We start from the raw sequence: 26,629 nt of genomic DNA, 5'->3' as shown, positions 1-26,629 counted from the left end.
CTCTTATTCTATGACAGCAAAAACATGGGCGTATGCACCGGTATTTGCGACCCGCGCCACAGTATGGTCTTGCAGGTCCAGGGCGTAAAGCGCATTATCGGCATAGAAGGTGAGGGTGTGCTCGTCGAGCCAGCTTCCCAATTCCACATAGTGGGCCGTAGAAGTGACCACTAACTGTTGTTTGGCTGCAGTGGTAGATCCATGCAGATCAGTCAGATAGAGGGCATATTGACGCGGAAAATACTTCTGGCTATTCACAGAAAAGCCAACGTAGGCCAGTCGCTGCCCATCCGCGCTCAACTGCGGTGTCGCTATCCAGTGGTATGCAGCGGTATTCTCAAGGTCTCTCTGCTCAGGAAGAATGGTCTGCGTCTTCTCGGGCCGTGTTTGCGCTCCCTTTAGAGACGCAATCGACAGACTATTCGCATAACTCAGAGACGAAATATCTGCAGGCGCGTTCTGTTCCTGCATCGGAACATAACCCTGGAAGGTAGAGTAGAGTAAGGTATTGGTCTGCTGCGAGAGGGCCAGCGGACCCTGCTGGGCGGCATCACTCAGGATGGATTGTGGCTGGGCCTGTTTGCCCTGGCTCAGATCCAGTGTCCAGAGACCATAATGTGCGCTACGATGATCGCCACGATCGTTGGTGAGCAGGAGCGTGCTGGTAGTATTCCTGGGAAAAGCAAATGCCCGATAGCAGGGACATTTGGCGGCCGATTGCTGATAAATAAGATTGGTCTGCTCCATTTTACCTGCGTAGATATTGATGCTGCCTGTACCATTTTTCGGGGCACTACTCCAGGCCAGGGTTGTTCCATCCGAGCTTGCCGTCAGGGAGGTAATCACCTGATCATCTGGAATCGTGGCGATCTGCCGGGCTGCTCCACCAGCCAGATCCATGCGCCAGATACCGGCACCGCTATAAATCAATTCTTTATTAGAAGTCACAATAGCAGGTACAGCGCGATTATAGCGATAACCAGGCGTTTGCAAGACATGCATGCTTGCATTCGCGGTGGTCACGGTCGTGATATGATCCGGCTGCTCATACAACACAGTATGTCCAGCAGGCAACTGGAAAGAGGATAATGGACTACCATCGGGCAGTTGTAGTGGAGCCGTAGCGGTCGTTTTTGCGTTCGCTGAGTGCGTAGATGATGGTCCCGCAGGCCAGGCGCGCCAGATCTGACGGGCACTGATGGCAAGCAGCAGGCAGATAAGCAGAAGGAAAAGAATAACGCCACCTTGCGAGAGAGAGGCCGGGTGCCACGCACGCCTCTGTCTAGCCTCTGGCTCCTGGCCTGGCGAATTGCTAACATGTTGTTTCAAGATAGTTCTATAGCTCCAAATTACTATACAGGTATACCAGTGAATGAACATGGGGTATCAGCTCTTAGCGGGAAGATGGTGCTGAATAAAAGTCAGGGTGCGAGCAAACACCTCATCCCGATCGTGATCCTTCATAATGACATGGTATGACCGGTGAAACGTTACCAGTTGCTTTTCCTGCGAGCCAATCAAACGATAGATCATCCGCCCATCACGTGCCGGTACAACATGATCATGAATAGCTGTCATGATCAGAATTGGCGCGGTCACTGATGGTAATTCAGCCCGTAACAGCGGTAAATATTGTAACATACTTTCAACTGGTGCCATAGGTGTATGACGATAAACTCCCTGTGTGTAGCGGCGGCGGGCCTCAGGATCGCGCACGTCTTCACGCAACGTGGGCAGCCAGGGCGTGAAGCGCTTAACCAATCGTACTCCTGTTAACATACCAGGGAACATCGAGATCGGCGCACACATAGTAATCAGGCCAGCGACCTGCTCTGAAGCCGCCACATGCAAACAGAGGGCACCGCCCAGTGAATGGCCAATCAAAAACACCCGCTCATAACGCTCCTGCAACCTATGCAGCGCCGTCCTGACCGCTTCAGCCCATTCAGCCCACCCGATCGGCAACATATCACGCACATGGGTCCCATGTCCGGGTAGGAGAATAAGCTCGGTAGAGAGCCCATGGGCCTGCAATATCGCTTCCAGTTCAGCCATATCACCCTTCCCCCCATTTAATCCGTGCACCAGTAGTACCCCAACTGAACCAGGACGAACCTGCAAATTGTTTGTACTCTCCTTATGAAATTCCTCGCCTTGCTGATCAGCCGATGGTGAACCAAATGTATCCATGTTTATCTATCCCTGCATACTAACGACTCACAGTAGTCCAATCCCTCGAAATTCTCTACCAATAGGACGAAATTACCGAGAAGTGGGTTGCAAGGAATAATTTTTTTGGCTGTGGTGTAATCATAACTACATACCTGATGTAAGAACATCATTGGTCACAACAGATAGAATTTCAAACTCATCTATAGTACAATAAAAGCACAGCAATCAACCCTATGAATTATTACCTATGTCAATTGTGCTTTCCTGGCATAGATGATATAGTTGATCAAGAAAATCACGGCGATCCCACATATAATGCCATCCAGCCAACTGCGGATGCGATATCGCTGATTACTCTATGCGGCAACATGTATGAGGGGAGGCTGTTCGGGGAGAAGCAATTATGAAATTTTCAACCAAAGCAATTCATGCGGGGCAGGAGCCGGATCCATCAACTGGCGCGATTATGACCCCGATTTTTCAAACATCAACCTATGCTCAAAATGGCCTGGGTGGACATAAAGGCTATGAGTATTCGCGGTCAGGTAATCCTACACGTACCGCGCTTGAGGATTGTATTGCCGCGCTGGAAAATGGCCAATATGGTATGGCCTTTGCCTCTGGCCTGGCAGCCGAACAGGGTATTCTGAGCTTGCTCAAAACTGGTGATCACATGATTGCCTGTGATGATCTCTATGGTGGCTCCTATCGCATTTTTGAGCGCATCTTGAGTCGTTATCAGATCGAGACCAGTTATGTGCCAGCAGCAAATGTGCAGGATTATGAAAAGGCCATTCGTCCTAATACCAAATTGATCTGGCTTGAGACACCAACCAATCCACTGTTGCGCCTGGTCGATATTCGTGCCATTGCCGAGATCGCCCACCGCCACAACATCTTACTGGTTGTAGATAATACTTTCTCCAGTCCGTACTTCCAGTTACCACTGGAACTGGGCGCTGACATCGTGCTCCATAGCACCACTAAATACATCAATGGACATAGTGATGTGGTCGGTGGCGCGGTAGTCGTGAAAGACCAGAGCGTTTACGAAGCGATCAAATTCTACCAGAATGCAGCCGGCGGTATCCCGGGACCCTTTGATTCCTGGCTGACCCTGCGCGGCATCAAAACCCTGGCAGTACGCATGAAACAGCACCAGGAGAACGCATTTGCGGTCGCCAGATTCCTGTCTGATCATCCACGTGTGGAGAAAGTCTACTATCCAGGGCTGCCCTCACATCCGGATCATGAACTGGCCAAACGCCAGATGAGCGGCTTTGGTGGCATGGTCTCATTTACCTTCAAAGGCTCACTAGAGGATGTGGACCAGATTGTCCGCCGGCTCAAAGTGATTACGTTCGCGGAAAGCCTGGGCGGTATTGAGTCCCTCCTCTGCCATCCTGCCAGCATGACCCACGGTTCTATTCCCCGCGAGATCCGCGAGGCCCGTGGTGTTGATGACACCCTGCTGCGCCTCTCGGTTGGTATCGAGGACGTCGAAGATATCCTCAATGATCTGGATCAGGCATTGGCGACCCGGCCTGAGATTGACCAGGACATCCAGGAACAGCAGTTAGTCCACAAATAATGCATCAGATCACTGCGCTGGCGTGATGACCAGCGCAGTGATTTCCCTCTTTTTAATTGGGAGCATATCCCTTATCCACGGCCAGCCAGCCTGACAGGTGAGTTGGCACAGTATGAGGGGAGAAGTACTTTTATCGTTTGACATATCAAAGATACTTCTGCTATAATCTACGGGCACTCAGTCCGACAAATATATGTCGGCATTTTTATCATGAGAAGCCCGCGCGAAGGGGCAGATGTTTCGGGGAGGATTGATTCTACATGCCCAATAATGCAGCTGCAGAAAAGCGCATGCGTCAGGAACAGAGACGCCGCGCATTCAATCGCAGCACCAAATCAGTTGTAAAAACACAGGTAACCAAAGCTCGTCAGGCAATCAGCACCACAGATGAGAGTTCAGTTGAAGCCGTTCGCCTGGCCGTCAGCGAGTTGGACAAGGCCGCCAAAAAAGGGGTCATCCACAGAAATAACGCGGCTCGCCGCAAATCGCGCTTGATGAAACAGCTCAATGCCATTAACGCAGAAAAGTAAATGAAAGTGCCCAATGCTCTGCCACCCATATATTCATGTCGAGCACTGGCGCATAGGAGGTTTTAGGGATGGCTGACAAACAAGTCGTAACCAAGCCAGCAGGGCGGGCGTTACTTACCGCTGTCGAAAGTGCTCAGTTACGGAAAGATATACCTGAACTGAAGTCGGGCGATACCGTCCGCTTACAGGTCAAAGTAGTTGAAGGAAATCGCGAACGCTTACAGCCGTTCGAAGGCGTCATCATGCGCCTGCGCGGTAGCAGCGTCAATCGTAATTTTACTGTACGTCGTATTACCAACGGTGTTGGTGTCGAACGTACATTCCTGATTAATTCTCCTCGCATCGAGAAGATTGAAGTGCTTCGTCACGCTCGTGTACGCCGCAAACAGCTCTATTATCTGCGCGGTCTCACCGGTAAAGCTGCTCGCTTGAAAGAGATTCGCCCTCTGAGTGCCAAGCAAGTGGCAGCAAAAGAAGCCGCCAAAGAAGCCGCCAGGAGCAATGCAAACGCATAAAAAATATACCCCTACGCTTGCGGAAGAAATGGCCCTGTTTGAACAGGGCTATTCCTTTATCGCCGGACTCGACGAGGCAGGCAGAGGTTGCCTTGCGGGTCCGGTGGTGGCGGGAGCGGTGATTCTTCCTCGTTCGGAAGATACACTGGAACTTTTTGCAGGCGTCAATGACTCAAAACAGTTATCAGCTGCCGCCCGTGAGCGCTACTATGAGCATATCATGCAACATGCTCTGGCTGTCGGCGTTGGCATTGGCTCGGTTGAAGTGATCGATACACGCAATATTTTACAGGCCACGAAATATGCCATGCAGCTGGCGCTAGAGCAACTATCTCCCAGACCTGATGCGCTACTCCTGGATGCCCTCTACCTACCCAAAGTCAACCTGCCTCAGCGCTCTATTATCAAAGGCGACTCACGTAGCCTCTCGATTGCAGCAGCCTCCATCATCGCCAAAGTCACCCGTGACCGTCTGATGGTCGAACTGCATCAAGAACATCCCGCCTATGGCTTTGAGAAACATAAAGGCTATGGCACACCAGCCCACCTCGCGGCCTTGCGTGCCCATGGCGCCACCCCTCACCATCGCCGTAGCTTCTCCCCTGTCAGCGAACTCTACGGACTGTTCGCCAACACCGACGACTAATCCGTCTACAATGATCCCGGCAGGCTTTAAAAGCGCAACGAATTTTGCGGCGTAAACAAAAATCCTTAAAAAACATGAAATTACTACTTGCCACATCCACAGACATGTGTTATATTAGTTCGCGGAGAGATGTCAGAGTGGTCGAATGTGCCGCTCTCGAAAAGCGGTAGGGTTAATAGCCCTCGAGGGTTCGAATCCCTCTCTCTCCGCCGTCCTTGTGGAGGAGTCTCATAGTGGTCTAGTGAGCACGACTGGAAATCGTGTAAGGTGCAAGCCTTCGTGGGTTCAAATCCCACCTCCTCCGCCCCCATCCAATTTCCAATGCAAAAATCAATCTACTTCTTTTTTTAACTTCCTGATCCATACTTCTAAGCCCGAGGGGGCTTTTTTTTAATGGAAAAGAGGCGGTTGTGACAGACTACAACCGCCTCTTTTCCATTCCATTGTCCTGCTAAAGATCCATCGCTATTACTGTAAAGGAATGTCGTTATTTGTAGGAACAGGATCCAGATTGACTGGTACAGCATTGGAAGTGGCTGGCGAAGGCTCAGTAACGGGGCTGGGAGTACCGGTTGGCGCTGGCACGGGTGCGGGTGTCGGTGTTACAACGACAGGCGTTGGCAATGGCGTGACAGGAGGTACCGTCGAAGTAACCGACGCTTTAACTGCTGCTTTACTCGGTGTCGAAGTAATATGCACATGTCTGGGCTGCACCGCATGCTTTTGTATCTTTAACGCTGGATGTGAAACACTGGCTGGTGTCGCGACAGGACTCGGCGAAGGCGTAACAGCCACAGGTACCTGGATATTTTGATTATTCTGTTCCTGCGGAGTTGCTACCCCGGTAGGAGTAGGAGTTGGCAGTGGCGTTGGCGCTGGGGAAGCCAGTACTGGTGGCGTCACTTTCGATTTAGGAAGTGGTTCAACCACGATGGCATCATTATTATTGCTCTCTACCATAGGTACCAGCGGCCGATGCGGCGCGATATCGGCCGAACGTGAAAATGCAGGTAAACCGATTACACCCAGAATGACAAGGATACCAAGGGCAACAAGGAGACAGGTAACAATTGTTCTGGTAAATTTATACACACATATTCTATTCCATAAAACCATGAGAGTATCTATAAACATAAAAGCTCCTTTTCTTGAGTTTCCCGAGAAACAATGCTACTGTGAGATGGGATATTCTACGAGCGATTGTGAGTGTGGTTGAGTCATCCTGCTCAACGATGAGTCAGGACAAAAGGCAAAATTTTGTAAGATCCATTCCAGATACATGGCACATTCGAGTGAGCGACGCATGCTAAAAAATTGTGGTTTGTTCCAGCAATCAGCGGATAGTAAGACAGCATCGGACACATGCGAGGCTTGCAGTACACGTTCGTATTCCAGCACAATCTGTCTCTTGCGACCCAGATAGAGCAGGCGACGATTGGTGAGAATCAGTGTTCCCTGATCTTTTACCCTGCGTTTAGCGCGTCTTCCACCAGCAAGCGGTTCATCGCAGAGTCTGGCAGAAGTACAATAGTGAGCTATTTCGTCAGGCAGGAGTCTGGCAGGCACACGTACTTGTGGGAGCGGCTCAGCGCGTAAACGTTGAATGAGTGTTTCTCGATCAAAGCCATAAAAACGAATCTCACGTTCCGTCTGCAGGCGTTTTAAGCGTTGTTTATGCTGTAGATGGCGTTCGTCCGTCCATGGCCACGAGGCAACCGCTTCCAGCGTCACAGCAAGCTGAGGCGTCGTTATACCAGTGTTCTGACCGGTATCCTGTTTACTATCCACCACGGCATCAAAAGGTCCAAACACAGTCGCTGATTGCTCATTGGCATCGTATTCCCAGAAACGCTCCTGGCTGCGGTCAGACAGGACTAATGGCATGCCATTGAATGGTGTGAGCGCGGTCATCTGACTGCCAGTCACAGTTTCGCGTAACTGATCAGTTTCGAATGGCTGCGGGATGCCGAGGGACCTGGGAGTTTGCTCAATCGGGGCAGGTAAAAACAGTTCAGGTGCGGATGGTAGCTCTTCGACAGAAAAAGCGACTGTAACTGCACTCCAGGTATTCAGATAAGCCATAACCTTCAAAGCCAGAGAGATATCCGCAATCCCACGTATAACCACCACACCTGAAGAAAATTGCAAATCCAGTCGCATCGAGGCAACACCCATGATACAGCGATACATGGGCTTGAAATTAATCAAGTCACGGAGCGAGTATGATACATCTTCGATATCTACATGATCGGGATAGAGCCGTAATATATGCCCCCATCCATAAACACATTCCACAATTGGCTCACCAAACATCGCACCCTCATTCTCCCCAACAACCCGACACAGTTTTTCTATCCATTCATAAATAGAAAACGAAAGGTGCTAAATGCTAGTAACGATCATTGATGCATCCGTAGATAACTATATATCTTTTTACACTATTTCTTTTTTCGCAAGAAAAACAAGCGCACCAACATAGAACGCAAAGACGGCCATGTGCGCTCAATAGTAACCGCATCCTGCTCCTGAGGAACCTGCTGTGGCGCCCCCCAGCGCTCGCGGACAAAGAGGTCCGTCAGATGCCAGAGTGCTGGCTCTTTACGCTCTAGATGCTGGCTCAACATGGTTGCATATTCATATGGAGTCTGCCAGGACTTTGGTCCTAATCCAGCCCAGGCAGCCACGCGACAGGCGCGCCAGAAAAATCTTGATACACTGACCTCATACTCCCGGCGTCGCTTGATCACAATGGTACTTACAAAAAAGATTATCGCGCACAATAAGATGCCCAGTGAGATCCATATGACTGATGAGGTCAGCATATCGGTATGATCTGGTGGTGGCGTAGATTGTTGTTTCTGTGACGCTTGTTGCGCGGTTTTAGTGGGTTGCGCCTTTGGCGTTGGGGTCACACTGGCAACTTTGGTAGGAGTCACCGTGGGAAGAGCAGTTTTTGCCGCGGTCTGTGATTGGGGGGAAAAACCTGGCGTCGGATCAAAATCTATCCAACCATTACCAGGGAAATAGGCCTGAACCCAGCTATGCGCATCGCTACCCGAGACGGACCAGCCCTTACGGGTGGCATCATATTTGCCGGAGCTAAAGCCGGTGACTAAACGCGTTGGAATATTTAAAACACGACCCATTATCGCCATGGCACTGGCATAATACGTACAGTATCCTGTATGCGTATCTAACAAGACATCAGCGATATCCTTACCAGGAGGGATGGCAGGATTATCCACTGAATAGGTAAACGTACGCGAATCGTTCAAATGGGATTCAATACGCTTGAGGGCATCATAGGCATTGGTCGCTCCTTGCGTCCAGGCTCTGGTGGTGGCTTCTACTTTTGCCGAGCGATTTTGTGGTTGCTCTAAATAGAGAACATTCAACCAGTAATAGTAGCGGTCAGCCTGCCAGAACGCGCTATTATCCTGCGGCAAGGGTACATCTGTAATCTTATTTTGTGGTGTCAGGGCAGAGGTCACAGAATATTTTGATTTTGCGCTTAATGGCTGTAGTTGTGTCCATGCTGTCATCGTACTGACACCTCGACCACCACTATTATAAACCTGGGTTGGCATATTAAATTGCAATGGTTGGGCTGGAGCAAAGACATAATTCTTTGAACCATTGATCGCCTGCGTCATCGTAACCGTGGTATTCACAATATCGTTCGGATCCTGGTCAATATCCTGCGGCAGGCGCATATTGGCTGGATATTGCGTTCCTGAAAAACCATTGCTTGAATTTGTCCAGGTATTATCACTAAAGTGGTTAAAGGCCACACTCTCTAAATAGTGAGACTTCTGATCCGAACTGGTATAAAAAAGGACTTCACCATCTGGTAGGTGGACACTGCTTGAGATCGTTAGTTGGTTGCCAAAATAATTCGTGGTATTCGAATTTGAGGTAGTGATAGAATGGAGCGTCTGCCAGGAGAGATTGCCAGTCACAGCAGCATTCCAGGTAGCGTTAATTCGATCCCAGAACACCTTCCCACTCGCGGGCTGATCCTGGATCGGCAAAAGCCAGCCCAGCGGTAGAGCCAGGAGCATAATCAGGCAGGCAACTTGCATACAGCGGGCAGTAATCTTGCGCAACCAGTCACGATCAGTATAGAGACCCTCACTACTCCACTGCACCAGACGTGACGCTAACTCTATGCGCGCAATCAAGAGCACCAGGGCTCCCAGCATCACCAGTAGTAAATAATTATAATTGCTCAACACATAATTCAGGTTAACAAGCATAATAGAGCAATAGACTAATCCTACTAACCAGGGTAAGCGCGCCCGATAGATCAACCAGCTACCAAAATAACCCAGAAAGAAACAGAGGAAGGAAAGATAAAAGAAAAACACCATCTCACTGGTCTGGAGAGATTCCTCAGCCATGTGTCCGGTAAAAGCCACCTGTAGTCCTCCCAGAACCACAGAAGGGGGCACGTGAAAGGCATAGGTACTGGTAATCCAGATAGCCAGCACATGCCCCAACAGACAGGCCAGAAGATGAAGCAGGGCCTGTGGCATATATGGAAGTTTGGCAACCAGCAGACCAATGAATAAACCAACAATAGGAGATATATAGAGAAATGCGCCAACATGCACCCAGCCCGCGCTCACAATCACAGCCACCACGCAATAGAGCATAATAGCCAGTAACACAAACGCCAGCCAGCCTTCCTGCGGCGTACAGAGTCTAATCGCAGTCATCAAAGGAGAAACCTTATGCTGAGGCGGATAAGCCATGGATGGTGGTGCTGCTGAATAACCTGAAAATTGGTCAGGCCCACCTGGTTGCTGCTTTATGCCTTTTTGCTCTGGAACACGCTGCTGGCTATCAATGAGACTCGAATGCATCAACTACTCCTCTATACGACGACAGACCACTAGATTATCTAGTATACCTTGAATGTCGTACGAAAACAGTGTTCTGTCACACATTTAGGACCAAATATTCATATAAATAGACATAAATCCATGAATATCCGTAATAAAAGTGCTGCACATTTCTCTATTTCAATACATTTCATTTTCGTTAAAAGTTGTCAGTCTGTAACCAGCGTGCTTCTTCCCACCCTGGATGGGCATGACTATTGATTAAACGCACCAGCGGCTCTTTTTTCCAATCAATCACACTGATAGTAGCTGGATCGAGAAAGATGCGGAGAAGTGAGGTAAGGGGAGCCTGTAAGGCATGACAGAGTAGAACTTTAATCGGACCAACGTGTGAAACCAGCACCAGTGTCTGTCCCGGATGCTGTTGCACCAACCGCATAACCTCGGCCACCACTCGCTGCTGAACCAGCATAAAGCTTTCGCCATCAGGAGGAGCCAGGGTCGGATCTTGCTCCCATGCCCGCAACAATCGGGCATCCTCTACGCTACGCTCCATTACTTCGGTCCGGCTGAGCCCTTCCCAGCGGCCAAAGTTGCCTTCACGCAAAGCATCCAGAGGCTGGACAGCCAGTTGCTGACGCTCCGCAATCGCTTGCGCCGTCTGCATTGCGCGCTGCAACGGACTACTATAGATGGCGGAGATATGTAATGGCTCCAGTGTCTGAGCCAGTTGCTGGGCCTGAGTTATACCGCGTTCCGATAGGTGATCATCGCGCATACCAATATAGCGAAATTCCCGATTGGCCAGGGTTTCACCATGGCGTATCACCAGCAAACGGGTAGGAGCAACCACCATACTCATAACTCTCCTCTTTTCAGCGCATAGACCACACAACTGGAAAACATCGATAACATGCATCTGCTTGTTTTATTTTACACCAGACAAGCACTCACCATACGCACTCAGGCAGTTTGTAATGCTCTTTTCTTGCCGAAGAAGAGGAGCAAGAGTGTGGGGGCCACTAACAGACAGCAACCACCAAACACAAAGGACATGGTCAGGTTGACGTTGGTCTGAAGCCAACCAGCTATGGTGGGACCAAAGCTAAAGCCGAGGCTCCAGGTGACCGAGTAGAATCCAGCCAGGGTGCCACGTAGTCTGGGTGAGACCTGCTCCATCTCAAAGGCGGCATAGACAGGCTCGATCAGTGTGCGCAAAAATGAACGGGCATACTCACCGGTGATGGCCAGTGGCAGCGTTGGTGCCAGTCCGATCAGGACCATTAAGGGGGCACTGATATATTGTACCGTGGTGATGATGCGTAATTTGCCCCAGCGATTAACAAACAGGGGAGCCGTAAGGGAGAAAAAACCGCCCGCCAGGCCTGAAATGGTAAAGATGATTCCCAGTGGACCGGGTAAGAGGCTAAAGCGTAACACAAAGTAGACCTGAATCAGGGCTACCACCGCTCCTTCACCCATGGTAAAAAGCAGGTCTGGTAGCAGCAATTTGGCAAATAAGGCAACCGGGATTGGCTCTCGGGTGGACGTAGATCTCTTTTTTGCCGCAGTTACTGTCACAGCACCGCTACCCTCAGCATCTGTGATCTGGGTGCTGGTTTCAGTCGATTGGTTGGGTGCACGTTTTTGCAGAAACCACAGAGGGAGTCCAAAGACAAAGGTAAATAAAGATGCGGTAAAGACTCCCCAGCGCAGCGGTACAGTACTGGCAGCAGATACGTGAAGCAGTCCTGCCACAAACTCTGGAATTGAGCCACCAAGCAAATTTCCCAGTGAACCAATGCCGAGCAATAAAAAACTATTTAAGGCCAGCACACCAACACGTTGTTTTTCGGTCGTGCTCTCAGAGAGCAGAGGCAGGTTCGTCACCCAGTAAGCGGTCGAGACCAGGCCCTGGATCAAATTCAGTATAATCAACCAGGGCGCAGCCGTTGCCAGCGCCAGCAAAGAGAGAAATAATGGAGAAAGCACTGAGGTTAATAACAGGACTGGTTTACGCCCCCAACGATCAGCCAGTATACCGATAGGTACGGCCCCGATCAGTGCGCCAATAGCCGACATCGCACTAAAGATACCAATAAAATCTGGCTTAAAACCCAGACTATGGACGTAATAATTTAAGACCAAATTGGCGATACTTAGTTGGAAGCCTTTACCCAGTGTAAAAATTAGTAAGATATAAACATTTCGTGGTAAATCAAAAAAACGTGAGGGCCCTTGCCGTTTTTCAGGCGCATCTTGATCAGTAATAGATGGCATCGAGGGATCAGTAACCGAGGACATAACAAACCAACTCCTAATTAACAATCACAGTACTAAACTCCAGGCTATCATGCCCTGCCATTTCCAACAATGCACAAAAGGACAGTTACAGAGTCTCAAATAACAACTACTTCATACATTTTTTACATTTATAAGCTCTATTTCTTTACAAATTTTACGATTTTTCTTGAGTTATGAATGCTACTATAACCTCGAAAACATTTATGTATCGATCGATACGAAGTCATGGTATTAAATAGAAATTCCTGAGATTTTATGCACACCAGATATCGTATGTCAGCATTCAGTTGAATTAAGGAAGAACAATGGCTGAAAACGTAGAAATTTATCCCCAACCTCTCTTCGAAGAAACAGACGAGGAAAGTAATTTTACCTTTGCCGAGGCCCAAAAAAACGCAAAGAAAAAACGCCCCAAAACGTTAATAACGGTGCTGATTATTTTACTGATCATCGCCCTCGCCGCAGGTGGCTTTTTCTACTGGCGTTCTGGTCACCAACCCACCATAAGCTATACTCAGGCCACGGTAACCACCGGTACTATTTCTCAGCAAATTTCCGCTACTGGCCCGGTACAGGCCAAAGCCACTTATAATTTGAATTTCAATACCAGCGGTCAGGTCAATCAGATCAATGTCAAAGTTGGCGATCAGGTTAAAGCCGGTCAGCAGTTGGCCACGATCACTCCTACCAATTCACAACCCAATAATAACACTGCTGCGACAACATTGACAGCCCCGGCCGCCGCCACTGTGGCAGCGATCAACGGTTATGTCGGAACAGCGGTAGGTTCGGGCAATAATAATAGCAGCAACGGCACCGGAACATCCAGCCCCTTTATCGTGCTGACAGATACCAGTGCGCTGCAAATCGTTGCGCAGGTCAACGAGTCCGATATTGGCAACGTCAAAACCGGACAATCAGCCCAGTTTACGGTAGCAGCCTATCCAAATAATACTTTTCAGGCCACGATTGCATCCATGAGCATCATCGGACAAACCAGTTCCGGGGTGGTTACCTATCCCGTCACGCTCAATGTTACGATGAGCTCACTCAACAATATCCACCTTTTGCCTGCCATGACGGCAACGGTAAACATCACCACGGCTCAGCAGGATAATGTATTGCGTGTTCCGGCCGCAGCCCTGACCTTTCCAACTACGGCGCTACAAAATGGCTATCTCAGCCGCGCTGCCATGCGAGGACTTCGCAACAATGGAGGTCAACAAGGCGGTAGTGGCACTACGACCACGCCATCAGGTACAGGCAAACCGGGTATTGTGCTGGTCCTACAAAATAACGTCTTAACACCTGTTGCAGTGACCACAGGCCTGACCAATGGACAATTCACCCAGATCCTTTCGGGTCTGAATGAAGGCGATCAGGTCGTGACAAATGCAACCGGCGGCAGTGCACAAAATACAGGCACAACAGGCCAGCAACGTGGAAATGGCCTCTTCGGCGGTGGCTTCGGTGGTGGTCGCAACGGTGGTGGCGGTGGCTTCGGTGGCGGCAACGGCGGTGGTGGTAATGGCAGTGGTGGCGGTGGCTTCGGTGGCAGCAACGGTGGTGGAGGACGTGGTCAATGATGACTCCTCAAGTACAGGAAAACCAGACTGAAACGAAGCCGCGTATCCAGATACGCGGCATGGACAAATACTATACCATGGGCACGAATGTGGTTCCAGCGCTACGAGGACTAAATCTAGAGGTCAAACATGGGGAATTTGTCGCCATCATGGGTCCATCAGGTTCTGGCAAATCCACCTTTATGAATATCCTGGGCTGTCTGGATAAACCCAGCCATGGTGAATATGTACTGGATGGTGTCTCGGTCGGTCAGATGAGCAATACCGAGTTGGCAGATGTGCGCAACCAGAAAATTGGTTTTATCTTCCAGAGCTTTAATCTTCTACGCTGGATGACGGCCCAGGCGAATGTAGAATTACCTCTGGTCTATGCTGGTATCTCAAAGGAAGAGCGACAAGAACGCGCCAGGCGCGCGCTGGCTCTGGTCAATCTCGGCCCACGCGCAGGACATCGACCAATGGAATTATCAGGCGGACAGCAGCAGCGCGTTGCGATTGCACGCGCCCTGGTGACATCGCCTTCGCTGATCCTGGCCGATGAGCCGACTGGTAACCTGGACTCGCACACCAGCCAGGAGATCATGCGCATCATGCAGGAACTCAATGCTCGTGGCATGACGGTCATACTGGTTACGCATGAACAGGATATCGCGAACCACTGCAAACGCAAAGTCGTTTTTCGCGATGGACGGGTGGTGGATGATCAGATAAACGAGCAGCCATTAAGTGCCAGGGCACAACTTTCAGCGGATACAAAAGCAGAACAGGTACAGCCATGAGCATTTCAAACCAGCAAAATCAGCAAGAGCTTCCTGCCCGGGCTGCGCCACAATTTCAGCCCTTGATGCCCCCGTTAAAGCCTGAGCAGCGCAAACGAGGGCGTGGCGGTTATGCTATTTCCCAGAGCCTGATCAGTGCGATCGAAGCGCTGCGAGCCAATAAACTCCGCTCGCTCCTGACTTCTCTGGGTATCATCATCGGTGTCGCGGCCGTCATCATGATGGTTGCAACCAGTGAGGGCAATGCCGCGACGATTAATGGAAGACTCTCAACGCTCAATCCTAACCAGTTAAATATCCGCGGTGGGAGCGCCAATACAGGTGGGGTGAGACAGGGGGCGGGCACCCAACAAATATTGACACAGAGCGATGCCGACGATCTCGCCACGCAGATTCCAGGCATTGCCGCAGTCAGCCCGACCGTCAATGTCAATGGTCAGGTCATCTATCAAAACCAAAACTGGTCCACCAGCATCCAGGGCGTCTATCCCGACTATCAACAAGTGGGTAGCTGGCAAATGCAGGAAGGCAACTTTTTCACCAGCGCGGACGAGCAAAGCAACGCCTCGGTAGCAGTCCTGGGTCAGACCGTGGTGGATAATTTATTTACCGCGCAAGGCATTGATCCATTAGGACGGCAGATTCGCATTGGTAATTCCACCTTTACCGTTGTCGGTGTGCTGGCAACAAAAGGGGCAAATGGCGCCACCAATGCCGACGACACGATTTTTATTCCATTCAGCACGGCGAAGAATCGCCTGGGCGGTAATCAACGCGCCCTCGCGATCACCGTACTGGTCAGTCAGGGTCAGAACGTCACGGATGTACAGGCAAATATTCAGCAGTTCTTGCAGGGTCGCCATGATCCAACCGAGTTTACCATTCAGAATCAAGGACAACTCTTACAGACGGTACAGACCGCCTCTGAGTCCCTGACGATTCTCCTGATCAGCGTGGCCGCTATCTCGCTGATCGTCGGTGGTATCGGTATTATGAATATCATGCTGGTCTCCGTCACGGAACGAACACGCGAAATCGGTATTAGAATTGCCCTGGGAGCCTATCCACGCGATGTCATGGCCCAGTTCCTGATCGAGGCCCTGATTCTCAGCGCCCTGGGTGGTATCGTGGGTATTCTGCTGGGAGTGCTGGGAGCGTTTATCAGTTCCATAGCCACCGCCCAACCACTGGTCCTGGATCCCTTAGCGATTTTACTTTCCTTTGCTTTCGCGGCCATTGTCGGGATCGTCTTTGGTTTCTATCCCGCTCAACGCGCCGCCCGGATGGATCCCATTAACGCGTTACGTACAGAATAAAAGCGACAACGTATGCCAGATTAATAGGTCCAGGCCCGGTTATCAACAACGATAAACTGGATCTGGACCTATTTGCATAGCGAAGAACTCATCTTCCGCTACGGCCTTACCTGTAACCCTGGTCTTATTTTTACGTATAGAGCACAGGATGAGCATACGCGCCTCTTCTTATGGCGTCTGGCTCTTTATTCTGCACTCATCTGCAAATTTTTATACGCTCTGCTTTTGAAGCACATTTCACCTGGGACAGGAGGAAAGTAGAAAATGAACTTTACTATTCATTCTATACATATCACAGAGATATTGCAGCCAGGAAATCTGATTGCCTGGTTATTGGTAGGTTTGATCGCGGGCGCTCTGGCCGGTACGGTTGTACGTGGCAGAGGTTACGGTTGTATTGGCAATATCATTGTTGGTCTGGTAGGTTCTGTCATTGGAAGTATTCTGGCAAGCGCATTAGACCTGGGTACATTTCACTTCTGTGGCAGCATTTTCATCTCCTTTATCGGAGCCGCCATCTTTGTCGCCATCTTACAACTGCTCTCAGGTGGGCGCCGCCACTAAGCAAAAACCATGTGCTAATCTTTTCAACAAAGAATATGATGAGCCATCACACCAACAAAAGCGTCAGGATTCACAGTGATCCTGACGTTTTCTTTGTCTAAAAATGCTGGCGCTCAAACGTGATAAACAAGAATGTAAAAAAACAGGATAGAAGTAACATGGAGGATTGCACGATGGTTACACACGTTGTATTGTTACAGCCTAAAGCCGAAACATCAAAAGAGCAGATAGAAACAGTGCTCAAACAGACCCAGGCCCTGAAAGATATTATTCCTGGTATTCAGGATGTGCATGGTGGCGAAAATCTCTCTTAACATACCCAGGGGTATCAGTATGGAATGGTCATGCACTTCGAAAGTATGCAACATTTGAAAGATTATCTTCCGCATCCAGCGCATCTTGTAGTAGCAAAAGAGATTATGAGTCTGTGCGATAACCTGATCGAATTCAATCTGGCCCAATAAAAATCCTGGGGGATAGCAGAGCCGGGAGCCTTTTATGAACCTGGCTCCAGTTCTGCTATTCTACTTAGCGCTCTTCTATATACAGCCTCTCAATAACGATCGCAGTTTCAGGTAGATAGACAATCATAAGATACTCGCCCACCGGTATAGAGTGAAATGTAATCTGCCCGCTTGTATCAGCTTGAGCCGAAAAAACTGGCTTGAGCATATGCTTTGGTAAGAGCTCTATATAGGGAAGTATCTCATTTAATTGTTGATCCCCGGTCAGGATGGGCACAGCATGATAAAGTTCTACTCTGGTGCCATCAAATAGGATCGGGCCTTCTGCCTCAGATACTAAAGATAAAGTGAGCTTGAGTAGAATTCCACTCTGGCAGTCAGATCTGGCCTCTAAGGAAAGCGCGACCATATCAGTCTGATAATGAGAGGGATTGACATGGGCCGCTTGCGTTTTCTTATGCCAAACGGTAACCGGGGCGCGCCAATGTACTAACTGCAGGGAATCCAGGGGGGCATCAGCAAAAGGAGAGCTGAGTTTCTGGTCTAACAGATCAACTGGTGGCGTTAAAAACTGCCGTGCTTCAGCCACATCCGAGGCACACAAGGGACAAGATTTAAGGTGTAGTTCTATCTGCAAATGATCATGGACAGGCAAAGTTCCAATACAATATTCGCTCAATAAAGTTAAATCTGGACATTGATAACGATAAAGCTGCCCGATAAGAAATTTATTAGCATCGGTATAGGTTGTCAGTCGTTGTTGGCAAATCTGGCATTCTTCCAGATGTTTTTGGGCCATTACTGGCAGTGCGTCTCCATCAAGAGCATAACGTAAGAGTTCTTCGTCCTTAGGTGCACCTAAACAAGGACATTCCATGGTTCCAGGTCCTTCATATAAGTTATATTCATTTAATTGCTTTCTTTCAAACAATTTATTCTTTCACTATATAAAACGCTGCTATTTCTGTTTTTAGGACAACAGATTTTTCAGTCTGGATTGAAAAGGGAGCATGGCGCCATCAGGCAGACATGCCCCCATCCAACTTCCAACGGATTTTATCGGCATTACGCAGGATACGTTCCATGATGTTACGCTTGAGACGGTAGATCTCTTCTTCACCTTGAAACTCACCGGGACAATAGCGAATGATCTCGCGCGGCTTCAGGTTACAGTGAAAGTGTAAATAGGCAACGCGTTGTTCACGCTCTCCAGGCAGAATGCTTTTGATGGTTTCCCAGAGCTCGTTTTCATGATAACGATCCTCTACCTGAGGCTCGTCAGGGTGACCATAGTCAGGCATACGCTCTACATTTGCGCGTGCAAAGGCTCTCAAGGTATCCATAATGGCACAATGCAGACAAAGCCTTAAGTAGCTCAAGGCACTGGCGATCGTTGAGAATGATAGTGCCTGATCGCTCACGGCCTGCCAGAAACGCCGGAAGGCATCGTCGACATAGGTCTGCTCAGCTTCATAGCGCAGGGCCAATTCACGATGTGAATGACCACCCAGCCACATGCGTACATTATCGCTAAACAGCCGCTGTAAGACGATCCATGCTTCATTATTACGAAGTTTGACCGCACGGCGGAAAATCTCCAGGCAATAACGATCATCACAGGACTCTTTACGACGATACTTGCTCAACTCACGTACACAGCATTCCGCCAGGGTCTCCAAAGTCATTTCTTCAAGTGGCTTTTCTATCTCAATGCTCATTATAGTATACCATTCCCCTTACAGCTTCAACTTAAACATGGTACATCTTTTATTTTTTTGCTATCTTAGTAGACGCGAATTGCTGAACTTTATCAAATGCTACGTCAACCGTATGAAAAATCTACTTTTTAACCTCTGGACCCGCGTTAGTGCTTTGCTACTACTAAAAACAAGGGATCCAGATAACTACAACTGTTCTTTCTGGCTAAAGATCATGTGCCTGTATTTGCATATTTTAATATGTGTAATCTTATATACGACACAAAAGCCAGCTAAATATGTTTTTCACTTACTTTCAACGCTAAGCTTGAACGTAGCTCATCCTCTTTGATCAGTATAGATAACTTTCACAATGAAGTCGTATGTCATTCGTCCCATTTCTTGCCTCTTTTTTTGAAAGAAGGTATAATGTTTACATACTTAAGAGTACCGTTAAAGCGCGCTTGATACAATGGAGTACTCAACAGTAAAAAAGTGAACCGTCACACAAAAAGGTGGTGGCGTTACGATGAACAAGCGCATTTTGCTAGGGATTGATGCCAACTATTCTTCAGTAACTCAGAGTGCCATACACGCGGTCTGCGAGCTGTTTGGGCACGATCCTGCCACGTTTTCTTTTTTCCTCGTCCATGTGATTACCAATACACACGTGATCACAGAATATCCAGGCCATTTTACTGAGCATTATGCGTTTATTCCCCCCACAGCCGATCAACGTAAACAAGCCGAAGAGGTACTGAACAGAGCCTGCGAGGTTTTGCAACAACGGGGATTTGATATTAAACAGATTGAGTTGATCACACGTACGGGTTCACCAGCCGAGGAACTGATCAAAGTAGCTTGTGAACGCCAGAGTAATTTAATTGTGGTGGGAAGTAGAGGAGTAGGTTGGCAACAACGTTTGCGCCGCATGTTTCTGGGCAGTATTTCGCGCCGAGTGTTACAACTCGCCACCTGTCCGGTCATGGTGATCAATCCCCCTCCGGCCATGGTAGATAGTCAACTTGTTTCCTGCTATGAACAGGCCATCAAACAATATCTCAGCCAGCAGGATCGCTCACTCACTGTTTTGACCGCTCAAGAAGTTACCACCCTCTTTCCCCTCCCCAAAAGCATTCTATTGGTCCACGGGAAAGACAAGCAGCAGCAAAAGCCCTGGATCAATTAGCGAACAAAGGACTACTTTGCCGCCGCGAAATCCAGGGCGAGGCGCATTACATAAATGACTAGCAAACTGGCTTACGACAATAGTGGCGCCAGAGCCGCAGGAGTAGTTACAGGCGCCTGGCAGGCAAAATTCTGACAGACATACGCTGTCGCATGTTGATCTTTCAGTGGTCTATCCGCCAGCAAAGCAATCGCCTGGCTAACCTGTGTGTCCTCAGCTCGGGCGCTTGCCAGGACGCTATTCGGGAGATACCGAGCATTGATAACATCCAACAGAGTTTGCGTGTCAGCCTGCGCAGGATCGCCCAGGATGGCCAGTTCTTTCACTGCCGAGAGTGCAAAATCTGCTGCACACAATACCTGACCAAAAGCCAGAGGATGCTGGACCATGATGTCGAGTTGTGGCGCAATATATTCATCGGCCCGCTGGCGATAAGCGCTCTCGCCGGTTAAAGCTGCCAGACGCAAGAGCACCCCTACGGCCACACTATTGCCTGCCGGAGTCGCATTATCCATCACATCTTTCGGACGACTGATCAAGGCTTCATGGTCGCTACCTGTATCAAAGAAGCCACCTTGCTCATCAGCAAATAAGCCAATCGCCTGATCCATCAAAGCTCGTGCCTCATTAAACCAGCGCAGTTCAAAACTGGCCTCATAAAGCGCCAGCAATCCATCAGCCAGAAAAGCATAATCCTCTAAGTAGCCGCGTAGTCTGGCGCGTCCATCTTTAAAGGTGCGCAGGAGGCGCCCATCATGCCTGAGGGTATCCAGCAGGAAGGCCGCATTTTTTTGTGCCACTTGCAGATAATCCGCGCGTTTAAGATAGCGCGCCGCCTCGGCAAAACTGCGCAGCATCAAGCCATTCCACGAGGTCAACACCTTTTCATCCCTGGCTGGTTTTACCCGTTGCTCGCGCAGGCGGAAGAGCGTGTCACGGTTACGTCGCAATTGCTCATGCAGAACAGGAACACTGAGACCGGCTTTCTGGGCGGCCACCAGATCATCCTGGACACGATTTAAAATGGTGCGGCCTTCAAAATTCCCATGGCGGTTCACCCCATAATAGGCCATAAAGATCGAGGCATCCTGTGGATCTAAGGCATGCTCAATCTCAGCCTGCGACCAGAGGAAGAACTTGCCTTCCTCGCCCTCACTATCCGCATCCTGAGTGGAATAAAAACCGCCCTCTGGCGAGGTCATTTCGCGCACCACATAGTCCAGGGTCTCTTCTACGACACGGCGATACAGCTCATTTCCTGTAACCAGATAGGCATGCAGATAGACCTGGCTGAGCAGAGCATTATCATAGAGCATCTTCTCAAAATGTGGTACCAGCCACTTCTCATCCACCGAATAGCGATGGAAGCCACCACCCAACTGATCATAGATACCACCGGCCGCCATGCGCTGCAAGGAGGTTTCCACCACCTCTAAGGCCGACGGATCCGACTGCTCTGATACTGTGTTTGCAGCTTCCGCCTGATGGTGAAGATGCATCCGCAGGAGAAACTCCAGCGCCATTGTGTTTGGAAATTTGGGAGCAGCCCCAAAGCCACCAGATCTGGCATCAAAATCTTCAATAATGTGCTTTTCAGCAGTCAATAGCGTTGCCTGTACCGGCGGCTCGATCGCGCCCCTTCCAGTCTGCGCAACCATGCCACTACGCTGCTTCAAATGATCGGCAACCTGGGTCGCTTGCTCTTCTAGTTCCGCACGCTGATGGGCAAAGGCATCCGCAATACTCATCAAGACCCGTGGAAAACCAGGCATAACCTGCTGTCCATAGCGGCGGTCCTGCGGCGGAAAATAGGTACCACCATAGAAGGGACGTCCATCCGGCATCAAAAACATCGTCATCGGCCAGCCACCCTGGCCAGTCATAGCCTGCACCGCCTGCATATAAATAGCGTCAATATCGGGGCGCTCTTCGCGATCAACTTTAATCGAAACAAAATGCATATTCATCAGTGCCGCGATCTGCTCATTCTCAAATGACTCGCGCTCCATCACATGGCACCAATGGCAGGCCGAATAGCCCACGCTCAACAATACCGGCTTATCTTCCTGCCGGGCTTTCTCAAAGGCTTCATCCCCCAGGGATACCAATCAACTGGATTGTGGGCATGTTGTAACAAATATGGACTCGTCTCATGACTGAGACGGTTAGTATGCTTGTTAGACTCTTGACTCTCACTCATACAAATAACTCCTGCGGAATCAAACATAATCGCACCATTGTCCATTGTACGACACGAACTACTGAATGCGAAACGCTATCTCAGACTGACACAACTCCCCTTGACGTTTAGCAGGCCAGCAGGATAGTATCTTTTTAAAACCATGTGACCATAATCATTCAAATGGTCATACAAAAAAGAAGGAGGAAACATGACAGAAAAATATGGAGAGGGACAGGAAGTAGAGCAGGATAAGCAGCAAAGCCGGGCCAATCGCATTCTGGATGCCGCATCTGAACTGCTGCAGCGCTGGGGCTACAAAAAAACCACCGTCGATGATATTGCCAGACAGGCCGGGGTCGCAAAAGGTACGATCTACCTGCATTGGAAAAATAAAGAAGAACTGTTTACGGCTCTATTGCTACGCGAAAAGATTGTAGAGGCTCAGAAGGTTCAACAGGCCATGGAGGCCGAGCCCGAAGGAGTGACCCTCTATAACATGATCAAACACTCAATGTTGTCCGCACTACGCAACAATCTCACCCGAGCCGTTATGCTCCGGGACAGCGATATGCTGGGCGATCTGGTGCATACCTATCTCAAGGAGGAGGATTTCAAACAGCTGATCGATGGCTTTTACGCCTATCTGAGCTATCTACAGCAACAGGGCTTGATTCGCTCGGACATTCCCCTCAAGACACTGGTGCATATGCTCGAAGCCATGTGCATTGGATTTCTGATGGTAGATCAGTTTTTGCCTGAGGATTATCAACTCCCGATCGAGCAAAGGGCAACGATGGCTGCCGAAAGTGTAAGCCGCACGCTTGAGCTACGTAAACCCGATGCCCACGATCAACAGGAAGCAAAACAGCTCTTTGATGCAATGATAACATCAGCACAAACATATCTAGAAAAGGAAACAAAGGATCACTGAAAAGCGTTACGGCCAGAGTATACTGGACAAATGTTCTTATCCTCTCTATACTACCGGCATAGGTTAATGTACAGTACACGTGGAAGAAAGAATTGTGAGATCAATGCAAACCTCATTTACGGATGTTATCGCCACGGCAACCTCTTATTTACGTGATATTGATCCTGTTATGAAAGGGGTGATTGAGCGCGTTGGACCATGCAACCTGCAACCTGATCCAGATATATTTAATGCATTGGTCGATGCCATCATTTCACAGCAGATTTCTGTTAAAGCGGCCGATGCGATTATGGCGCGTGTCTGTGCGGCTATGCCTGATGGCAAAGTCACTCCTGAAAATCTTCTTCCTTTTGACTTCGATCAATTGCGTACCTTAGGATTATCTACCCCCAAGGCTCGCTATATCCTTAACCTTGTTGAACACGTTTCCAGCGGTCAACTACAATTAGAGAAACTTTTTGAACTCGATGATGAAGAGATCATCCGTCAACTCACCGAAGTCAAAGGCATCGGACGCTGGACAGCTGAAATGTGTCTGATATTTGTACTGGTGCGCCCGGATGTGTTCCCAGTAGACGATCTGGGTCTACTCGAGGGCATACGCTTTGCCTATCAGCTATCTGAGCGTCCAACCAGAAAAGAGGCTCTGGAACGCGGTGAATTATGGCGTCCTTATCGCACCTTTGCAACCTGGTATATGTGGGCGATCCGCCGTATAGATGTAAAAAACGACCGCCCACGGACACGAATCGTCTCGCTATAACAAGCTAGCAGGCAAGATAAATTAAACAACTAATGTATATCGCTCCCATCTGGCATAGGGACGAAAACCCACACGTTCATAAACGCGGCCAGCTTGCTCATTAGCTGCGATCAGGAAGACCAGTGTGGCTCCCTGGCTAAAGGCTACTTGCGTCATATAGGCGGTCAAGGCGGTGGCAATTCCTTGCTGACGAAATTGCGCCACCGTGGTAATGCCAACCAGTTCCGTGACCCCCTGGTGAATAGCAGTAAACATACCTGCCGCAACAGGTTGCTGCTGGAGATAAGCAGTGAACGCTGGACTGCGGCTGAGATCCTGCCGAAATGCCTCAGCGTCCTGTACAGTTGCTCGTTCCGCCTGTGGATCGAACCCCAGCGCGTTGGTATCAAGCCCCTCACAAATCTCCTGCACAGAAGATACTAGTGAAAGGGTTGTCATCTCCAGTCCTGGAACAATACGAGCGGGTCGATAGGTTTCAGATGTACAGATCATAATCTGTGATTGCTTAACCTGGGACCAGCCCGAGGAGAGTAGCGCAGAAGAGAGGTGCGGAAATGCTTCTGCGACAAACTGCAAGCAAGGCTTTCGAGTATATTCACTGAAGCAATGTTGTAATTTCCTCAGCTTATCAGACCAATCGTTACTGTCTCCAGATGCATCTGGGATAGCATAGTTGGCTTCTTCACTGCTATCAGTGGTATGCAGGAAAAATGTAAATGAATCAACGGGAACTGCTTGATGATGCTGCCGGGCCTGGAAACGCAAGTATTCCTGGAGACTGTTCGGTGAAAGCATGCGGCTCCTTTTATATATATATATATATTTAACTACACAGTCTTTTATTCTATCACGCCATAGTTCTGCTATTGCTTATTAGTGTCTGGACCAGTGAACGTATGGGGGGTATTCTAACGTACTGGCAGCGCTGGTCGCTGCGGTCACCTGGCGTTCAAGCAAGCAAGGGGTCATCGCTCCCAGGGACGTGTTTGGACGTCGACAGGTTGCAGCGACCAGCGCCAATATTTTTCGTTGCAGCGCTTTTGTGGCCATAAAAATAGTACGTGGAGAGGGCGCCACACGCGGAGGCCGGCATGCGGCGTGATGGTGGAGCGAGGGGCTCAACGAGCATCGCATGCCTGTGGCGCCTACACCGCGACGGATCCTGTTTCGTGATCCTCTCCGAGAAGGTACGGGGAGGATCCACACGATCCCTGTAGGCGCCACAGCACTGCGAAGTCGTGCTTGCACGCTGGCCTGCGCAAACGCAGCAGTGCGGCCTCCGCGTGTGGCGCCCTCTCCACGTACACATGGCTTGCTGGTCACGTCGAACCCTCTCTCAACGTCTCGCTAACCGAAAAGTATTAGCGACCAGCGCTGCCGGTACGACAGTGGAATGTGATAAAATCGGAGGAAGTGTAGCAAAAAACCAGAACGTGCAGGCAGGTTGTTTGTGCTGGCAGACTCTACTATATGGAGACGATTTGCTGGCCTATTATAGATGACGCGATAAAAAAGATGGATACACCAGAAAATTATTATGCCATCCTGGGAGTGCCCGCGGATGCAGATATAGATACAATTAAACGAGCATATCGCCAACTCGCGCGACGTTTCCATCCAGACCTGGCTGGTCCGGAGGGAGCAGTGGAGATGAAGCGGATCAATCGGGCCTACGCTGTGCTCAGTGACGCTGAGAAACGTGAGCAGTACGATAGTATTCTGGGTGGGGTGGTAGATGTGCGCCGCCGCTTTACACGGCCTCGCCCACAGCCACATACGCCAGAGGATCCAGAGGATGTAGAATTTTCAGGACTCCATACCTTCAGCACTCGTGGACCGCTACATGCAGGCGTGGTCATTAAAACAACACATGGAGTCACTTCGTCTTTATCCGCTCGGCGCAATGTGCAAGGACTTCAGTTAGCCGCTGGTTCATTCGATGGTAAGGGCACACTCTGGCAAGTCACCAATGCTGAAGCGAAAGAAATAACAACATTTACCAGTGATCCTGCTTTAACGATTGAAGCGTTGCGCGAGTTGCGTTTATCCCAGGCTGGCTCGCTGCTGGCTGGCTGGAATCGCCTGGGCATGCATATGTGGGATGCGTATACAGGCAAGCTCCTCTGGAGTTATCCTTTAGTGGAACGAGCAGTCTCGAACCACTATTCATTGGATGTCAGCTTGCAGGTCACCTCCGAAGGGAAACGCATTGCTCGTATGGCCTTACCTCACCTGGCTGAAGATACACACGCCCCACGCTTCTGGGAGTTCGTAGTACGGATGTTGTCAGCCATGAGATGGGTGCGCCCGCCACAGCTTTAACAAATCCAGTTGTGTGTACCGAAGAAACAACCGAAAAGCGCAACTTCTGGGCCATACGCGCCCGTGTGCTTTCGCAGGACACGCGGACATTAGTGACGCTCTCCTGTGGCCAGACTCCACATGAGCCAGAGCAGATGGCGATTATCCGCCGCTGGAACCTGCATGCCAGAAGTCGGCTCGGCAGTCCCACCACCCAGATCGAGTCCTCTATCTTAATGGGACGCTGTGAAGACT

23 protein-coding genes, 2 tRNA genes and 2 pseudogenes are annotated in these 26,629 nt (G+C 49.7%); 15 read left to right on the top strand and 12 right to left on the bottom strand.

The annotated features are described in order from the left end of the window. Positions 1-3: 3 nt before the first annotated feature. Positions 4-1,329: a TolB-like translocation protein gene (locus KDW_RS13030; protein ID WP_151756356.1), complete on the bottom strand. Its 1,326-nt coding sequence runs from the start codon at positions 1,327-1,329 to the stop codon at positions 4-6. Between the two features lie 57 nt (positions 1,330-1,386). After that, entirely contained in the window at positions 1,387-2,190 is an 804-nt protein-coding gene (locus KDW_RS13025) for an alpha/beta hydrolase (RefSeq protein ID WP_151756355.1), read from the bottom strand. Positions 2,191-2,575: 385 nt separating this feature from the next. Between KDW_RS13025 and KDW_RS13020 the strand changes: the two genes are divergently transcribed. The 6 genes from KDW_RS13020 (at position 2,576) to KDW_RS12995 (ending at position 5,758) form a co-directional block, all read left to right on the top strand. Next, on the top strand, positions 2,576-3,763 hold the full coding sequence (locus KDW_RS13020; RefSeq protein WP_151756354.1) for a cystathionine gamma-synthase: 1,188 nt from the start codon (positions 2,576-2,578) through the stop codon (positions 3,761-3,763). A gap of 260 nt (positions 3,764-4,023) precedes the next feature. Next, complete coding sequence (rpsT, locus tag KDW_RS13015; RefSeq protein WP_151756353.1) at positions 4,024-4,293, top strand: 30S ribosomal protein S20; 270 nt, start codon at positions 4,024-4,026, stop codon at positions 4,291-4,293. A 68-nt stretch (positions 4,294-4,361) separates the two neighbouring features. Further along, positions 4,362-4,808, top strand: coding sequence for a 50S ribosomal protein L19 (gene rplS / locus KDW_RS13010; protein WP_151756352.1), 447 nt, complete (start codon positions 4,362-4,364; stop codon positions 4,806-4,808). Then, a complete protein-coding gene (gene rnhB, locus KDW_RS13005) occupies positions 4,795-5,454 on the top strand; it encodes a ribonuclease HII (protein WP_151756351.1) in 660 nt (219 codons plus the stop codon). The genes rplS and rnhB overlap by 14 nt, the downstream gene beginning before the upstream one ends. A gap of 123 nt (positions 5,455-5,577) precedes the next feature. Continuing rightward, positions 5,578-5,663: transfer RNA gene (locus KDW_RS13000), tRNA-Ser, on the top strand. Positions 5,664-5,673: 10 nt separating this feature from the next. Then, positions 5,674-5,758 (top strand) — tRNA-Ser (locus KDW_RS12995). Positions 5,759-5,922: 164 nt separating this feature from the next. Here KDW_RS12995 and KDW_RS12990 read toward each other — a convergent pair. From KDW_RS12990 to KDW_RS12970, 5 genes are all read right to left on the bottom strand, one after another. After that, positions 5,923-6,588: a hypothetical protein gene (locus KDW_RS12990; RefSeq protein ID WP_151756350.1), complete on the bottom strand. Its 666-nt coding sequence runs from the start codon at positions 6,586-6,588 to the stop codon at positions 5,923-5,925. Between the two features lie 36 nt (positions 6,589-6,624). Next, complete coding sequence (locus KDW_RS12985) at positions 6,625-7,767, bottom strand: hypothetical protein (protein WP_151756349.1); 1,143 nt, start codon at positions 7,765-7,767, stop codon at positions 6,625-6,627. Between the two features lie 125 nt (positions 7,768-7,892). Further along, positions 7,893-10,319: a DUF4129 domain-containing transglutaminase family protein gene (locus KDW_RS12980; protein WP_151756348.1), complete on the bottom strand. Its 2,427-nt coding sequence runs from the start codon at positions 10,317-10,319 to the stop codon at positions 7,893-7,895. Positions 10,320-10,497: 178 nt separating this feature from the next. Continuing rightward, a complete protein-coding gene (locus KDW_RS12975) occupies positions 10,498-11,160 on the bottom strand; it encodes a histidine phosphatase family protein (protein WP_162005194.1) in 663 nt (220 codons plus the stop codon). A 101-nt stretch (positions 11,161-11,261) separates the two neighbouring features. Continuing rightward, the gene (locus KDW_RS12970; protein ID WP_151756346.1) at positions 11,262-12,602 is read right to left on the bottom strand and encodes an MFS transporter; all 1,341 of its coding nucleotides are present in this window, start codon (positions 12,600-12,602) and stop codon (positions 11,262-11,264) included. Positions 12,603-12,907: 305 nt separating this feature from the next. Here KDW_RS12970 and KDW_RS12965 point away from each other — a divergent pair, with 305 nt between their 5' ends. The 5 genes and pseudogenes from KDW_RS12965 (at position 12,908) to KDW_RS33815 (ending at position 17,311) form a co-directional block, all read left to right on the top strand. Next, positions 12,908-14,188: an efflux RND transporter periplasmic adaptor subunit gene (locus KDW_RS12965; RefSeq protein WP_151756345.1), complete on the top strand. Its 1,281-nt coding sequence runs from the start codon at positions 12,908-12,910 to the stop codon at positions 14,186-14,188. Further along, positions 14,185-14,967 carry an ABC transporter ATP-binding protein gene (locus tag KDW_RS12960; protein WP_198925256.1) on the top strand — a complete coding sequence of 261 codons (783 nt, stop codon included), beginning with the start codon at positions 14,185-14,187 and terminating at the stop codon, positions 14,965-14,967. Before KDW_RS12965 ends, KDW_RS12960 begins: the two co-directional genes overlap by 4 nt. Next, positions 14,964-16,283, top strand: a complete 1,320-nt coding sequence (locus KDW_RS12955) for an ABC transporter permease (RefSeq protein WP_151756344.1) — start codon at positions 14,964-14,966, stop codon at positions 16,281-16,283. Before KDW_RS12960 ends, KDW_RS12955 begins: the two co-directional genes overlap by 4 nt. Positions 16,284-16,547: 264 nt before the next feature. Beyond that, positions 16,548-16,847 carry a GlsB/YeaQ/YmgE family stress response membrane protein gene (locus KDW_RS12950; RefSeq protein WP_151756343.1) on the top strand — a complete coding sequence of 100 codons (300 nt, stop codon included), beginning with the start codon at positions 16,548-16,550 and terminating at the stop codon, positions 16,845-16,847. A 158-nt stretch (positions 16,848-17,005) separates the two neighbouring features. Further along, positions 17,006-17,311: pseudogene (locus KDW_RS33815) on the top strand (Dabb family protein). A 64-nt stretch (positions 17,312-17,375) separates the two neighbouring features. On the opposite strand, the gene KDW_RS12935 reads toward KDW_RS33815, so the two are convergent. Then, complete coding sequence (locus tag KDW_RS12935) at positions 17,376-18,188, bottom strand: hypothetical protein (RefSeq protein ID WP_151756340.1); 813 nt, start codon at positions 18,186-18,188, stop codon at positions 17,376-17,378. A 142-nt stretch (positions 18,189-18,330) separates the two neighbouring features. Next, positions 18,331-19,029, bottom strand: a complete 699-nt coding sequence (locus KDW_RS12930) for a sigma-70 RNA polymerase sigma factor region 4 domain-containing protein (protein ID WP_151756339.1) — start codon at positions 19,027-19,029, stop codon at positions 18,331-18,333. Between the two features lie 508 nt (positions 19,030-19,537). Between KDW_RS12930 and KDW_RS12925 the strand changes: the two genes are divergently transcribed. Further along, positions 19,538-20,197 (top strand): universal stress protein, encoded by a 660-nt coding sequence (locus KDW_RS12925; RefSeq protein WP_151756338.1) that lies wholly within the window; start codon positions 19,538-19,540, stop codon positions 20,195-20,197. A gap of 71 nt (positions 20,198-20,268) precedes the next feature. Here the strand turns inward: KDW_RS12925 and KDW_RS12920 are convergent. Further along, a pseudogene (locus KDW_RS12920) lies at positions 20,269-22,397 on the bottom strand (thioredoxin domain-containing protein). Between the two features lie 190 nt (positions 22,398-22,587). Here KDW_RS12920 and KDW_RS12915 point away from each other — a divergent pair. Beyond that, the gene (locus KDW_RS12915; RefSeq protein ID WP_151756337.1) at positions 22,588-23,310 is read left to right on the top strand and encodes a TetR/AcrR family transcriptional regulator; all 723 of its coding nucleotides are present in this window, start codon (positions 22,588-22,590) and stop codon (positions 23,308-23,310) included. A gap of 103 nt (positions 23,311-23,413) precedes the next feature. Continuing rightward, entirely contained in the window at positions 23,414-24,073 is a 660-nt protein-coding gene (locus KDW_RS12910; RefSeq protein ID WP_151756336.1) for a DNA-3-methyladenine glycosylase family protein, read from the top strand. Between the two features lie 21 nt (positions 24,074-24,094). Here the strand turns inward: KDW_RS12910 and KDW_RS12905 are convergent, their stop codons facing one another. Together KDW_RS12905 and KDW_RS31690 are read right to left on the bottom strand one after the other, a co-directional pair. Beyond that, on the bottom strand, positions 24,095-24,868 hold the full coding sequence (locus KDW_RS12905) for a GNAT family N-acetyltransferase (protein ID WP_151756335.1): 774 nt from the start codon (positions 24,866-24,868) through the stop codon (positions 24,095-24,097). A gap of 78 nt (positions 24,869-24,946) precedes the next feature. Next, entirely contained in the window at positions 24,947-25,396 is a 450-nt protein-coding gene (locus KDW_RS31690; protein ID WP_162005191.1) for a hypothetical protein, read from the bottom strand. Positions 25,397-25,588: 192 nt separating this feature from the next. Here KDW_RS31690 and KDW_RS12890 point away from each other — a divergent pair, with 192 nt between their 5' ends. Next, entirely contained in the window at positions 25,589-26,395 is an 807-nt protein-coding gene (locus tag KDW_RS12890; protein ID WP_151756332.1) for a J domain-containing protein, read from the top strand. Positions 26,396-26,629: the final 234 nt, after the last annotated feature.

It is taken from the genome of Dictyobacter vulcani (assembly GCF_008974265.1).
Classification (GTDB): domain Bacteria; phylum Chloroflexota; class Ktedonobacteria; order Ktedonobacterales; family Ktedonobacteraceae; genus Dictyobacter; species Dictyobacter vulcani.
Note: the sequence above shows the minus strand (reverse complement) of the source record. Positions and strands in the feature narration are given on the sequence as shown.

Coding starts and splice junctions, on each gene's coding strand:
- KDW_RS12955 (WP_151756344.1), top strand. CDS start 14,964: ATGAGCATTTCAAACCAGCAAAATCAGCAAGAGCTTCCTGCCCGGGCT.
- KDW_RS12985 (WP_151756349.1), bottom strand. CDS start 7,767: ATGTTTGGTGAGCCAATTGTGGAATGTGTTTATGGATGGGGGCATATA.
- KDW_RS12990 (WP_151756350.1), bottom strand. CDS start 6,588: ATGTTTATAGATACTCTCATGGTTTTATGGAATAGAATATGTGTGTAT.
- KDW_RS12905 (WP_151756335.1), bottom strand. CDS start 24,868: ATGCTTTCACCGAACAGTCTCCAGGAATACTTGCGTTTCCAGGCCCGG.
- KDW_RS12925 (WP_151756338.1), top strand. CDS start 19,538: ATGAACAAGCGCATTTTGCTAGGGATTGATGCCAACTATTCTTCAGTA.
- KDW_RS13025 (WP_151756355.1), bottom strand. CDS start 2,190: ATGGATACATTTGGTTCACCATCGGCTGATCAGCAAGGCGAGGAATTT.
- KDW_RS12910 (WP_151756336.1), top strand. CDS start 23,414: ATGCAAACCTCATTTACGGATGTTATCGCCACGGCAACCTCTTATTTA.
- KDW_RS12930 (WP_151756339.1), bottom strand. CDS start 19,029: ATGAGCATTGAGATAGAAAAGCCACTTGAAGAAATGACTTTGGAGACC.
- KDW_RS12890 (WP_151756332.1), top strand. CDS start 25,589: ATGGATACACCAGAAAATTATTATGCCATCCTGGGAGTGCCCGCGGAT.
- rplS (WP_151756352.1), top strand. CDS start 4,362: ATGGCTGACAAACAAGTCGTAACCAAGCCAGCAGGGCGGGCGTTACTT.
- KDW_RS12980 (WP_151756348.1), bottom strand. CDS start 10,319: ATGCATTCGAGTCTCATTGATAGCCAGCAGCGTGTTCCAGAGCAAAAA.
- rnhB (WP_151756351.1), top strand. CDS start 4,795: ATGCAAACGCATAAAAAATATACCCCTACGCTTGCGGAAGAAATGGCC.
- KDW_RS13020 (WP_151756354.1), top strand. CDS start 2,576: ATGAAATTTTCAACCAAAGCAATTCATGCGGGGCAGGAGCCGGATCCA.
- KDW_RS12970 (WP_151756346.1), bottom strand. CDS start 12,602: ATGTCCTCGGTTACTGATCCCTCGATGCCATCTATTACTGATCAAGAT.
- KDW_RS12965 (WP_151756345.1), top strand. CDS start 12,908: ATGGCTGAAAACGTAGAAATTTATCCCCAACCTCTCTTCGAAGAAACA.
- KDW_RS12960 (WP_198925256.1), top strand. CDS start 14,185: ATGATGACTCCTCAAGTACAGGAAAACCAGACTGAAACGAAGCCGCGT.
- rpsT (WP_151756353.1), top strand. CDS start 4,024: ATGCCCAATAATGCAGCTGCAGAAAAGCGCATGCGTCAGGAACAGAGA.
- KDW_RS12975 (WP_162005194.1), bottom strand. CDS start 11,160: ATGAGTATGGTGGTTGCTCCTACCCGTTTGCTGGTGATACGCCATGGT.
- KDW_RS12915 (WP_151756337.1), top strand. CDS start 22,588: ATGACAGAAAAATATGGAGAGGGACAGGAAGTAGAGCAGGATAAGCAG.
- KDW_RS12950 (WP_151756343.1), top strand. CDS start 16,548: ATGAACTTTACTATTCATTCTATACATATCACAGAGATATTGCAGCCA.
- KDW_RS12935 (WP_151756340.1), bottom strand. CDS start 18,188: ATGGAATGTCCTTGTTTAGGTGCACCTAAGGACGAAGAACTCTTACGT.